General features: G+C 47.1%; 13 protein-coding genes. 9 read left to right on the forward strand and 4 right to left on the reverse strand.

Annotated elements, in window-relative coordinates; all coding sequences use genetic code 11:
• Nucleotides 1-82 precede the first annotated feature (82 nt).
• The 9 genes from FRZ06_02675 (at nucleotide 83) to FRZ06_02715 (ending at nucleotide 8,131) form a co-directional block, all read left to right on the forward strand.
• Nucleotides 83-739, forward strand: a complete 657-nt coding sequence (locus FRZ06_02675; protein ID QOX62338.1) for a dimethylamine corrinoid protein 3 — start codon at nucleotides 83-85, stop codon at nucleotides 737-739.
• Between the two features lie 4 nt (nucleotides 740-743).
• Nucleotides 744-1,586 carry a pyrrolysine--tRNA(Pyl) ligase large subunit gene (locus FRZ06_02680; protein ID QOX62339.1) on the forward strand — a complete coding sequence of 281 codons (843 nt, stop codon included), beginning with the start codon at nucleotides 744-746 and terminating at the stop codon, nucleotides 1,584-1,586.
• Nucleotides 1,587-1,604: 18 nt separating this feature from the next.
• Nucleotides 1,605-2,408, forward strand: coding sequence for a 3-methylornithyl-N6-L-lysine dehydrogenase PylD (gene pylD / locus FRZ06_02685; protein QOX62340.1), 804 nt, complete (start codon nucleotides 1,605-1,607; stop codon nucleotides 2,406-2,408).
• Between the two features lie 56 nt (nucleotides 2,409-2,464).
• Nucleotides 2,465-3,175 (forward strand): hypothetical protein, encoded by a 711-nt coding sequence (locus tag FRZ06_02690; protein ID QOX62341.1) that lies wholly within the window; start codon nucleotides 2,465-2,467, stop codon nucleotides 3,173-3,175.
• Between the two features lie 182 nt (nucleotides 3,176-3,357).
• Nucleotides 3,358-4,404 carry a methylornithine synthase PylB gene (gene pylB, locus FRZ06_02695; protein QOX62342.1) on the forward strand — a complete coding sequence of 349 codons (1,047 nt, stop codon included), beginning with the start codon at nucleotides 3,358-3,360 and terminating at the stop codon, nucleotides 4,402-4,404.
• An 81-nt stretch (nucleotides 4,405-4,485) separates the two neighbouring features.
• The gene (locus tag FRZ06_02700) at nucleotides 4,486-5,730 is read left to right on the forward strand and encodes an ATP-grasp domain-containing protein (GenBank protein ID QOX62343.1); all 1,245 of its coding nucleotides are present in this window, start codon (nucleotides 4,486-4,488) and stop codon (nucleotides 5,728-5,730) included.
• Between the two features lie 124 nt (nucleotides 5,731-5,854).
• A complete protein-coding gene (locus tag FRZ06_02705) occupies nucleotides 5,855-6,181 on the forward strand; it encodes a hypothetical protein (protein QOX62344.1) in 327 nt (108 codons plus the stop codon).
• Nucleotides 6,182-6,321: 140 nt separating this feature from the next.
• The gene (locus tag FRZ06_02710) at nucleotides 6,322-6,663 is read left to right on the forward strand and encodes a PadR family transcriptional regulator (GenBank protein QOX62345.1); all 342 of its coding nucleotides are present in this window, start codon (nucleotides 6,322-6,324) and stop codon (nucleotides 6,661-6,663) included.
• Nucleotides 6,650-8,131, forward strand: coding sequence for a hypothetical protein (locus FRZ06_02715; protein ID QOX62346.1), 1,482 nt, complete (start codon nucleotides 6,650-6,652; stop codon nucleotides 8,129-8,131). The genes FRZ06_02710 and FRZ06_02715 overlap by 14 nt, the downstream gene beginning before the upstream one ends.
• Here the strand turns inward: FRZ06_02715 and nuoB are convergent.
• From nuoB to FRZ06_02735, 4 genes are read right to left on the reverse strand one after another with little or no spacing between them, the layout of a single operon-like run.
• The gene (gene nuoB, locus FRZ06_02720; GenBank protein ID QOX62347.1) at nucleotides 8,108-8,836 is read right to left on the reverse strand and encodes an NADH-quinone oxidoreductase subunit NuoB; all 729 of its coding nucleotides are present in this window, start codon (nucleotides 8,834-8,836) and stop codon (nucleotides 8,108-8,110) included. The genes FRZ06_02715 and nuoB overlap by 24 nt on opposite strands.
• A 60-nt stretch (nucleotides 8,837-8,896) precedes the next feature.
• Nucleotides 8,897-10,504 carry a pyridine nucleotide-disulfide oxidoreductase gene (locus FRZ06_02725; GenBank protein ID QOX62348.1) on the reverse strand — a complete coding sequence of 536 codons (1,608 nt, stop codon included), beginning with the start codon at nucleotides 10,502-10,504 and terminating at the stop codon, nucleotides 8,897-8,899.
• Nucleotides 10,501-11,979, reverse strand: a complete 1,479-nt coding sequence (locus FRZ06_02730; GenBank protein QOX62349.1) for a hydrogenase 4 subunit F — start codon at nucleotides 11,977-11,979, stop codon at nucleotides 10,501-10,503. The genes FRZ06_02725 and FRZ06_02730 overlap by 4 nt, the downstream gene beginning before the upstream one ends.
• 5 nt (nucleotides 11,980-11,984) lie before the next feature.
• Nucleotides 11,985-12,644, reverse strand: a complete 660-nt coding sequence (locus FRZ06_02735) for a hydrogenase (GenBank protein QOX62350.1) — start codon at nucleotides 12,642-12,644, stop codon at nucleotides 11,985-11,987.

Raw genomic sequence — 12,644 nt, forward strand, 5'->3', positions numbered from 1 at the left:
TCAGCCGGCGTTTTGAATTTCACTGTCTCAGACGTGTTTAACCTTATCAGTCGATGCTAAGAGCCCTAAGGAGAGGAAATCCGTGGATAAAGACGAATTGACGAGAATTGCCCATAGGACCATCGTTGAAGCCGACGAAGAAAGAGCAATGCAGATTATTGAAGAAGCACTGGTGTCTGGGATCAATATCATGGAAGTACTTCGGGACGGTTTTGCCGAAGGGAACAGAGAGATCGGTGAGCGCTTTGAAAGCGGAAAGCTCAGCTTGCCGGAGCTGATTTTCTCCACGGAGATTATGAAGAAAGTACTCCATGTGGTGGAGACCTATACGAATATTGACGATATTAAAGTCAAAGGTAAGGTGCTGATTGCCACAGTTGAGGGTGATGTTCATGAAATCGGTAAAGGAATGGTGGTCTCCACCATGAAAAGCTACGGCATTGATGTGATTGATATTGGACGTGAGGTGCCTGTTGAGCAGATTATAGAAAAAGCTCAGGAGCATCAGGTGGACATTATTGCAACAAGTGCGCTTTTGACCTCCACATTGAAAGAACAGAAAAAACTGGAAGAGACGCTCAGAAAGATGGGCATCAGAAATAAATACAAGACCATGGTCGGCGGTGCGCCATGTACCCTGCGCTGGGCAAAGCGCATCGGAGCGGATCACTATACCGAGGATGCAGTGGAAGCTGCTAGAAGAGCTATACTGATTTTAAAGAATAAAGAGAGGCCGTAAGCCTATGGCTGAACAATTTACAACGACGCAGACACGTCGTCTGGTGGAATTGAATGGTGAACCAGAAGCATTTCTCAAAGAATTTGAGACCGCAGAAGCGCGGAACCGATTCTTTAAGGAAACAGAGAACCGTCTGGTGAAACTCAATCGGGATAAGCTCAGAAAGCTGCTGGACGAAGAACATAAGCCCCTTTCAGTGAGGCTGGAAGAAAAACTTAAGGCTTGGCTGACAGAGCAAGAGGGATTTACCCAGGTGGTAACCCCGACCATCATCACAGCAGAGATGCTGGATAAGATGACGATAACGAAGGAACATCCGCTGACCAATCAGGTGTTTTGGCTGGATGCAAAACGTTGCTTGCGTCCTATGCTGGCCCCAAACCTCTATGAGGTGATGCGGGATCTGCATAAGGTCACCAAGGAACCGGTACGGATCTTTGAAGCTGGCTCCTGCTACCGCAAAGAATCCCAAGGGGCTCAGCATATGAGTGAATTCACCATGTTAAACCTAGTAGAATTTGCGGGCATAGAAGAAGGCACTCAGATGAAGCGCCTGAAAGAGCTGGCCGAGGCTGCAATGAAAGCTATAGGAATGGAACAATACGAACTTGTGATTGAAAAATCAGAAGTATATGGGGAAACAATGGATATCATTGCTGGCGGATTGGAATTGGCTTCCGGGGCGTATGGCCCTCACTTTCTGGATGGTAAATGGGGTGTTTTTGAACCCTGGGTAGGCATCGGATTTGGGATTGAGCGAATCGCCATGAAAACAGGTGGTTATCAGACTATAAAACGGGTAGGAAAAAGCATAGCGTTTTTAGACGGTTCGCCGTTAAAAATATAACATCCGGAGGGTAAAAATTTGACGAGATTGATTACAGAGTGGATCGCAGATATCGAGCACAACATCAGAGAACAGGAACGCGATTTGAAAAGCAAGACAGGGCATGACTATACTTCCCTTGCGGCCAAGGCAGGAGGCTGGTCTTACGGTGATATCGAAAGAGCGTCTCAGGAGATCAAGGTAGCGGTGGTGCCTGTTACAACGGGGCAGGGAATCATTGGTTCCTTTGCACAATCTGTTGCAGCTGTAACAAAAACCATGGGCTTTCGAAGCTATGTGACCCAACATACTGATGTGAATGGAATGCATGAGGCGTATCAGCATGATGCGGATATTGTTTACTTAGCAGATGATGACCGCTTTATCTCTGTCAATTTGAATAAGAAAAAAATGGCGGATAATAATGTCGCAACCGCTGCGGGGTATATCGCAGCATTGGATGGCGCCATCGGCTCTTTCGTGGGGAAAGAAGTCCTGCTCATGGGATACGGCGCTTTGGGAAGAGAATTTTTAAAAGGTCTCAAGAAGAAGGGCATTTCTGTCGCGGTATTTGATCTGGATAAGGAGAGACTGGGCCAGGCAAGCAGAGAGGAAGTTACGGCAATTGATTCCTTTGCCAGAATCAGTTCCTATCGATATATTATTGACGCGACCTCTCAAGGAAGCTGGCTGCATCAGGGATTGCTTCATCCGGAAGCATGGATCGCAGCACCTGGCATTCCTCTGTCACTGAATGAAGGTGCACAAGAGATTTATTCTGAAAGGCTCATTCATGATCCGCTGCAGATCGGCGTGGCCGCAATGCTCGGTATGACTTTGTAAAGGGCATGACACTGAAACAATAAAGTATCACCTGGTAAAAGGAGGTTCCGGCAGAAATGAATAATCAAGTATACCTGCTGGACAGAGGTGAAGCGGATTCCTTTGCAGAAGATTATTTTCTGAGCATCTGCGGATTAAAAAATCGTGAGGGTGGGAAGTACACCAGGATGCTGGAGCAAGGGATGCAGATCAGAACAAGGATCAGCAGCGGAATCGACTTGAAAGCGGTGGTCTCGGGCTTTGACAGCGAGGTATTGTCAGGAAACACCGTAACCATCGGAGCTACTACCTTTATTTGCAATGGGTTTCAGCAATTGAAAAAAGATAAAGTACATAAGATTTATGCATACATCCTTACGGCAGGAAGTTTTGAACTGGATGATAGTGAACCGGTACTAGAGCAGCTCTATGCAGATATTTGGGGAACAGCGTACACCGATGCAGGGCTGGAAGTATTGAAGGTTAAGCTGATGGAAGAGATACGACAGGAAACTGGAAATCATAAGGCTTCTGTTTTGGAACCTTTTGGCCCCGGATTTTACGGAATGGATGTGGATCAAGTGGGCAGTTTTTTTGAAATCCTCGATGGAGATCGGATTGGTGTCAAAGCACGTACCAACAGTCTCATGCTTCCGCTGAAATCCTGTGCGGGATTTTATATTGCGGCTGATGAGGAAACAAGCCTGCCTTCCAAAGATTGCGTAAGCTGCCGATCAGATCACAGCGGCTGTGAATTTTGTCATGCAGTAATCAAAAACAAACGGTAAGATAAGGAATGAACCAGCAACTACCAGTGAGATTTGCAGGCAAGCAATCTTATGGCGGAAGTGGATCATCCACTGATATGGGGAGCGGATCGTATTGATCGCATAGACTCTAAATCTATGCAGCCGAGTGAAACTCTCGGGCTCCTCGCCATTTAAAATTGAATGAAGGTAACACCATTTCCATGCCCCAAGCGTCTTGTACCTTGCCAAAGGAGGGTAGCATGAATAGAGATGAAATTATAACCATACTCAGTGAAGACAATCCCGTTAAGATAGAGGAGCTGTTCCGCAGGGCCAGAACGGTCAGAGCGCGCGAATTCTCCAATAAAATCTTCTTATACGGTTTTGTCTATTTTTCTACTTGGTGCAGAAACAACTGTAATTTCTGCTACTACAGAAATGCAAACAGCATTTCACGTTATCGCAAGACGGAGTCTGAAATCATTGCCATTTCTGAGCTGCTTGCAAAATCCGGTGTCAATCTCATCGACCTCACCATGGGAGAGGACCTGGCTTATCATAAGGAGCACTTTACCACGGTCTTTGACATGATCAAGGTGATTAAAGACCGTACCGGTTTGCCAGTGATGATTTCACCAGGGCTAGTTGAGAACGCATGGATCGACCGTTTTTCAGAACTGGATACGGAGTGGTATGCGCTCTATCAGGAGACCCACAATCGAGAACTGTTTGCCAGGCTAAGAGCCGGTCAGGACTACGATGAACGGATGAATGCAAAGCTGTATGCCCGAGACCGAGGAATGCTTATTGAAGAGGGAATCCTCACTGGCGTAGGTGAAGATCTTGAAGATATTGCGGATTCACTGCTGGAAATGGGAAAGATCGGAGCAAGGCAGGTCAGGGTTATGAGTTTTGTTCCTCAAAAAGGAATCCCAATGGAGCAGGTGAAAAAGCCGGAGCCCATACAGGAGCTAAAGATTATCGCACTCCTGAGACTCCTTTACCCCAAGGCCTTGATTCCCGCCTCGCTGGACATCGACGGGATCAAGGGTCTGGAAGATCGAATCAACGCTGGAGCCAGCGTGGTTACCTCGATTATTCCGCCCAGATCTGGTCTTGCAGGGGTGGCTCAAAACAGCATGGATGTGGACGAGGGCGGAAGAACTGTTGCGGAAGCGGCAGGTATTCTAAAAAATATGGGATTGGAACCTGCTTCAGCAGAAGAATACAGAGACTATCTCACAACTCTAAGGGAAGGGTCGATTTAAGGAAGCACTGATTTCATGGAAGATGCACAGATTGTCGAGGAAATTTTTTATTTGCAAGAAAGCTTGAGAGGGTGATCGGGAGTGACAAGAATTGCAATCATAGGAGGAAAGCTTCAGGGTACAGAAGCAGCTTACCTGGCGAAGAAAGCAGGCTTTACCAGTATTCTCATAGATCGTAACGAGAATTCTCCTGCCATCGGATTATGTGATGAATTTCTATGCTGTGATATAACACAAGAAACTGAGGAACTGATCGCGGCACTGAAAAACGCAGATTTTGTATTGCCTGCTAATGAGAATCAAGCGGTATTGGACGCTCTGACGGGACTTGCAAAAAAACATTGCTTCCCTTTGGCCTTCGATCCGGAAGCATACCGGATCTCTTCTTCCAAACTACTGTCCGATGAACTGATGCACGCAAACGGCATCCCGGCGCCCAAGTATTATCCTGATTGCAGTGGCCCATATATTGCGAAGCCATCTTCCATGAGCGGAAGCGAAGGAGTACAGCGGCTTGCTGACCAAGAGGCATTGCTTCATTTTCTTAAGACGGTATCTGAATCGGAAGAAAGTTGGGCGAAAGAAAGCCGAACGAAAGAAGGTCGATCGGAAGAAGGTCAAACTTTATGGGTAATACAAGAGTATCTGGAAGGACCTTCTTATTCTATTGAAGTAATTGGAGCCCCCGGTTTCTATAAGACCTATGAAGTGACGCAGATCCATATGGATGAGGTGTATGACTGCAAAATGGTTACGTCTCCCTGCTCGATCACAGCGCAGCAGGAGGATCAATTTCGGAACATTGCGGTGAAGCTTGCTGAGCTTACGGGTCTGACGGGAATTATGGATGTGGAGGTCATCGATGCCAACGGTGAATTCAAGGTTCTGGAGATTGATGCACGAATACCCAGTCAGACACCTACGGCTGTTTACCATACATCGGGGGTCAACTTTATAGAAGAGCTAAGGGATGTGTTTTGCGGGGAAGGCTTATTCCCGGAAAAAAAACAGAAGAGTAACGAGCAGAAGAACCAGAAAAAGAATCAGGCGAAAAATACGAAGAAGAAATTCTGCTCTTATGAGCATTTGATGATCAATGACGGAAGAATTACAGAACATGGCGAGCATATCATGGGCCAGGGCGGTATTCTGAGCCTGCGGGAGCGGTTTTACGGTGCTGATGAAGTGATCTCAGACTATAGAAGCGGTGAACAGATTTGGAGAGGAACTTTCATCAACTGGGCAGATACAGAGGAAGAACTGATGGCGAAGCGGCAGAGCATGAGAGCACGACTCCAAGCAGGTCCCACAGCGGATCTCGATTGATGACAGAAACAAAGCGGCAAGGAACACAACAAAGCGGCAAAGAACACAACAAAGCGGCAAAGAACACAACAAAGCGGCAAAGAACACAACAGAATTAGGGAACGTACCAGGAAGGACGAGGTAAATGAGCAACGAAAATAAACGATATTACAGAAAACAGATAGAGCTGTTTCTATTGCTGGACAAGATCAAGCTCTGGCCATCCCGGACCGGAATTCTGCACGGGATACGTTCCATTGAGAAAAAAGGAGATTTTGCCGAGGTAACCACTCATTGCGGCAAAACCTTCCAAATTTATAATTCCAGAAACTCCAGAGCAGCCCGATGGCTGCGAAATAAATGGGTAAGCCGGCCCTGCAAGGACTGCAGGATTCCGGAATGGAAGCTGGAAAAATACTCGACCACATTTTTCACACAGCACTACGGAAGTGATTTGAGGCATAAGGACTAGCGCATCAAAAACAGGACAGTCTGGTAACGGGCAATCCTGTTTTATTTTATTGACATATATCGATCATCTATATATAATATGTAGATGATCGATATATAGTTTGCTTAATCAATTATAACTTTGAAAGGGGCAAGAAATAAATGAAAGACAAAAGTATTGGCGGGGGCAACACAACGATGCTGATTCTTAGGCTCATTGAAAATGAAGATATGTATGGTTACCAGATGATTGATGCGCTTGAAAAAAAATCAAATCACGTATTTGCTCTGAAAGCGGGTACTCTTTATCCGATTTTGCACGGTCTTGAACAGCAGGAAATGATAACGGCTTACGATGGCGTGTCGGAGGAGGGAAGACAGAGAAGATACTATCAGATCACCAAAAAAGGGAGAAAACTCCTTGATGAGAAAAAGAAAGAGTGGGAGACCTATGCCAGCGCAATCAAAAACGTGATGGGGGGGATTTCCTATGCTGGGGTTTAAGGAAAAGCTTGTGCGTAAGATTCGAACAGGTGCAGACACAGCCACTACGGAGGTGATAGACGCAGACAATCCCAAACGATATGCAGACGATTCCATACGATATACAGATGATTCCAAACGATATACGGAAGCAGTTTGCAGCCAGATACGGCATCAAAAGGTTCGGTGTTATATTGCAAGGGAGCTGGAGGACCATATTGAGGATCGGAAAATAAGACTGATCAAAGCGGGAATTCCTGAACAGGAAGCGTTGCAGAGCGCTATTTCGGACATGGGAGATGCAATCGAAGTTGGGCAGGAGCTTGACCGTGTACATAGACCGAAGCCCGAATGGAGCATTATCGCCGTTACTGCAATCATGCTCTGCATTGGAGTCTGTGTTCAATATTACCTGTCGCGCATCGCTGCGGAAGGCAGCTGGGCAGGGCGGGAGGCATTTCATAAATACATGACCACACTCCCTGTAGGGATTGTATTTCTTTTGGCGGCTTATTTTGCTGACTATACTGTTCTTGGAAAATATCCGAAGCGGATTTATACTGCCATTCTTCTGCTTTGCGTTGCTTTGCACCTGTATGATGGGCAAATATTCAGCTTGTACAGACATAACTTAAATGCCCGGTATCAGATGGTCTATCTTGCATTGCTTTTACTGCCAGCCTATGGAGCAATCCTGTACAGCGATAGAAACAGAGGATATGATGGAATTTTGAGGTGTGGAGCTGCAGCGGTTGCTGCGATTCTGGTATTGGGATATTCGCAGCAGGAATACGTGCTGGTAATCTTTGCGGTGGGTGGATTGATCCTGATTTCCGCGGCCATAGCAAAGGGTTGGTTCGCAGTAGAAAAAAAGAAGGCCTTAGCACTGGTATATGTGCCGACCTTGCTGAGCATGTTCGGATTTTTTTTACTGAAATTGTGGAGATATGGAGAGGGGAAAAATCTTTTCCTTGAAATGATCAAGGGTAAAATTTTGATCAGTCAAGATACTCCAGATGGGTTTCTGGTCTTATTTGCACGCAGTATCATAAAAAATGCAAAATGGATCGGTCAAGGAGAGCTTAGCCCTATGGTGAAGTCCCATACAACACGCTTGGAGGAACTCCTTCCGATCTGGTGGGGAGACTTCAGCTTGACCTATCTGATCCATCAATGGGGTATTGTAACAGGGATACTGACTTTGGCGATCTTTACATTTCTGATCATAAAAATGATTCGGGTGACATTAAAACAAAGAAACGCTCTTGGCTTTATCATCTCTTTGTCGGTGGTTACAGCTATTGGGATGCAGAGCTTGCTGTTCTTGTCAGCCAATCTGGGTATCTGCCTTCTCGTCATTCTTCCTCTTCCGCTGATGACCATAGGCCAGACGAGCTTTCTCGTCAACATGGTCTTGCTGGGACTCCTTTTGTCTGCTCATCGGAATCTCGATATCATAATGGATTTACAAACGGTCGATCGCTTTTAAGATACCATAGAGAATTGCCTGAGGCCGGGGCGGGCAGCCCGGAATATAGACGTCTACGGGCAGAACAGTGTCAATTCCGTTTTTTGCAGCATAAGAATCCTGGAAGATCCCTCCGCTGCAGGCGCAGGCTCCTACGGCAGCCACGAGCTTTGGGTTTGGTGCTGCCTCATAGGTTTTCAGAAGCGCAAGCTCCATATTTCGAGTTGCAGTTCCCGTGACCAGCAGCATGTCTGCGTGTCTTGGGGATGCGACAAAATGAATCCCAAATCGTTCAATATCATTAAATGGGTTATTCAAAGCATTGATCTCATAATCACATCCGTTGCAGGAACCTGAGTCAACCTCTCTGATCTGTAGGCTCCTGCCGAAGCGCTTCTCTATTTTTTTCTTTAATTGAGTTCCCAGCTCTTCATAAGTCATCTGGGCAAGCTCAAATTCGCCGGTGATTTCAATTGCTCCGTGAGGACAGACCTCTGAGCATAGTACACAAAAGATACAGGCATTATCATTGATTTCCAGGGTGTTGGTATCGACGTTTTCCACGATGGCACCGGAAGGACAGCGTGTGACGCATTCGCCGCAGGCTGTACATTTCTCTGAATGGATCACCGGTTTGCCGCTGGTGAGGCTGGTATCAAAGGGCTTGGCAGGATAGTCCTGTGTCACCCGGGGATATTGAATTATTTTCTTGATAACTTGAAACATAGTATACTCCTTACAGATCGTTATGAGTCACAGCCAGAAGGGGAAGGCTGTGAATCGTAACTATAGATCGTTTCCCGCATAGGACAGGTTGAAGCTCTTATTGATCAACGGAAAGTCAGGCACAATATTGCCGGAAACTGCATGGCAAAGGGCAGGCCAGCTGCAGAAGGACGGTGTCCTTACCTTGTACCGCAGGATGGTATTGTTTTCCCCAGTCATGATATAATGGATGTTTTCGCCGCGAGGAGATTCTGTCAGACTGTAGGCGCTGCGGTAAGGTTCTAAAATTCCGATTTCCTCTCTGACGATGCCCTGTGGAATCTGCTCCAATACCTGCTGCATCAGTGAAATCGACTGGAAGCATTCTGCCAGCTTGACTTTCATTCTGCTGCTCACATCCCCGTCACTTTGAACAGGAACCTCAAAGGTGAGTGATGCGTAAGCTTCGTAGGGAAAGGCCTTTCTCACATCAAAGTCAACGCCGGAAGCTCTTCCGCCAGGTCCTGTGGCATTGAGATCCACGGCAATCTTATGTTTCAGGATGCCCGTATTCTCGATCCGGTCGACAAACAGGCTGTTATGCATCACGATTGCCTCCGTTTCCGTCAGCTCCTTCTTAAGCTCGGCCAGAAGCTTTGTGAGGGTTTCTTCCTTGCCTTGAATAAAATCCTTCCGAATTCCGCCGGGTGTATTCACGCTTCTTAGAAAGCGCATCCCGCACAGCTCATCGGCAATTCGGTAGCACCAGCCTCGAAGCATTTTAAACTGATAGGAGGCAAAACCGTACGCCACATCCTGGCAGATACCCGCTAGGTCGCCCAGATGACTGGTGATTCGTTCCAGTTCGGCAAACAGGACTCTGGTAAAGGAAGCTCTCACCGGAACCTGAAGCCCTGCGATTTTTTCAATCGCTTGACAGTAGGCCAGGGAATTGGTGAAGGTTTCATCTCCAGAGATCCTCTCGGAGAAATAGAAACCCTGTTCGATGGTTTTCCCCTCGATGAGCTTTTCGATCCCCTTGTGGACGAAATAAAGCTGCGCTTCCAGGTTGAGAATGGGTTCGCCGGCCAGACTGAAGCGGAAATGCCCCGGCTCGATGATTCCTGCATGAACAGGGCCTACCGGTATCTCATAGACGCCCTCTCCGTCAATTCTGGTGAATTCAATTTTCTCATCAGCAAAGTCCGGTCGCTGATTTACAGGAAATTCCTTGCGCAGCGGATATTGGTTTTTCGGCCAGTTGCCATGGAACACGAGCCGCTTCGGATTGGGATGACCCATCGGGCGAAGTCCGAAGAGATCATGGATTTCACGTTCGTACAATGCCGCAGCAGGGATCAGCTCACATAAGGATGGAAAAGCACTGGTTGATGGATCAACCGGCAGAGCCACGCTGATTAATATGCCGGACTGACGATTGGCAAATACCGTATGAATGGTGAAACTGCCAGTTCTTTCTCGATCGTCCGAAGCAAACATAGATACCAGAGGAAAGGCCAATTGCCCGTTCAGATCCTTGCAGATCGTATGATAGGAAGAGGCGTTCGATTCCAGATAGAGGGTGTTGCCATGAATTTCAGACATTGAAAGTTCGGGAAACCGGGCAAAAAGCTCGTTCTGTTTATTGTTCATGGAATTGCTTTCTTGTTTGTTCATCATAAACCTCATAATGTTCCGTTCCAGGAGATAATCTCTTGGGCCGAGGTGAGCAGTTCTTTTACAGGAGCGGGAAGATACAGCCCTGATACTGAAATTAGAATCAGCATCAGGATCAGAACAATGGCTCCGGCAAGATTCGTCTCACCGGGCGTACAGGAATCCGGGGCATCTCCGAAAAAGATGTGGAAGAGTGCAGCGGCGATTCCTGCAAAAACTGCGGCCAGCAGCAGTATGACGACGCTCCCCAGCAAAGGGCGTCCCTCTGCGAAGGCGGAGAGAAACACACTGATCTCACTGGCAAAGATACTGAAGGGCGGAGCGCCGGATATGGCGAATAGTCCCAGAAAAAAGGCGGTGCCGGAGACGGGCAGTACTTTTACAAGACCCCGAACCCCGGTGATATTTCGTGTTCCGTATTTCTGCAGGATATTTCCCGATGCTAAAAACAGCATGGATTTTGTAAGGGAATGATTGATCATGTGGTATAGTCCGGCGAAAATGGACATGGGAGTAAAGATTCCCATAGCCAGGGTAATCACACCCATATGCTCGATACTCGAGTAAGCCAAAAGCCGTTTGTAATCACGCTGCGTAAGGATAAACAGCGCAGCAGCAGCAATGGAAAGGACGCCAAAGCCAATCATGATCCTGCCGGTAAAATGACTGTCGCCCAAATTTTTATTGACAATAGACAGCACCCGAATCACCGAATAAAGAGCACTGTTGAGAAGAACACCGGAAAGCAGGGCGCTGATGGGTGATGGTGCCTGGCTATGCGCGTCGGGCAGCCAGGTGTGCATGGGAGCCAGTCCTGCTTTCGTTCCAAATCCAATCAGGATAAAGAGGAAGGAGAGTCTGAGAACTGGGCTGTTTAAATGTTCTGCATTTTGATAAAGGACGTTCCATTGCAGCGCACGGTTGGGATCGATGAGCTCCACCGAAGAGAGGTGCAGGAATATAATCCCCACAAGCGCTACAGCGATGCCTACAGAGCAGATAATCACATACTTCCAAGCGGCTTCCAGAGTGTGCTTGTCATTGTGAAAGCCCACTAGGAAGGTTGAGGCCAGCGTCGTTCCCTCAATTGCAATCCACAGAATGCCCAGGTTATTTACCGTCAGAGCAAGAACCATGGTGAAAAGGAAGGTGTGCATCAGCAGGTAGAAAAGACGAACCTTGCTTTCACGAAGAGTCCCTTCCCGTAATTCTCCGTTTAGATAGCCAATGGCGTGGATTGAAACGAAAAGGCTAATCACAGCCACGATATCCAGCAGGATCACACTGAGCGCATCGATATAAAATAAGTTCCAAAACCAAGGGTATCGCAGTGTACCGCTGGACGTTACAGCAACTGTCGCGTACCCTGCCAGAAACAGGAGGGCAGCGGCGCTGAGGATGCTGACCGTGTGGAGGAGCTTAGTCTTTTTAATAATAATAGACAGCAATGCAGCCATGAGAGGCGTAAGCCATAAGAACAATCCCATAATATCTATCCTTTCAGGTTTTTGAGCTTATCGAGGTTGATTGATTCAAATTTCTCATTCATTCTGGTCACCATAACACCCATGATGAGAATTGCAGTAATCATGTCGATGAAGATGCCGATATCCACGACAAAGGGCATTCCGTGAGTGGAAAAAAAGGCGGTGACGAAGATTCCGTTTTCAATGACAAGAAAACCAATCATTTGACCAATGGCCTTCTTACGGCTGATCATAAAGAAGAAGCCGATCAGAACCACGGAGAAGGAGTTGACCACCTGGAGGTTCAGGTGAGCCCCGTCTAAGCTTCCGATGTTGGACACGGAGAAGTACGCAAAGACCACCAGTCCGCAGCAGATCAGAATCAGCAGAGGGATATTCAAATAAAAGTCCTTTTCTACCTTATATTCCACGGTTCCGTAGGTGCGATGCAGCAGACGGGGAATGTAGATTACCTTGAGCAGCACGATGATCACACATACGATCAGAATATCGAAGCTGCCTTCGCGAATCAGACTGTCTATCCCCATGATCCCGGCGGTAAGGGCGATGAGTGCTGATTGAATGCGGAAGGTTTTGATGTAGGACTTAATCCTCTTGTGAGAAACCAACAAAAAGGACGACAAGAGGATAAGCGCCGATAATATATCAAAATAAGAATCCATCAT

This window comes from Clostridiales bacterium (assembly GCA_015243575.1).
Lineage (GTDB): Bacteria > Bacillota > Clostridia > Peptostreptococcales > Anaerovoracaceae > Anoxybacterium > Anoxybacterium hadale.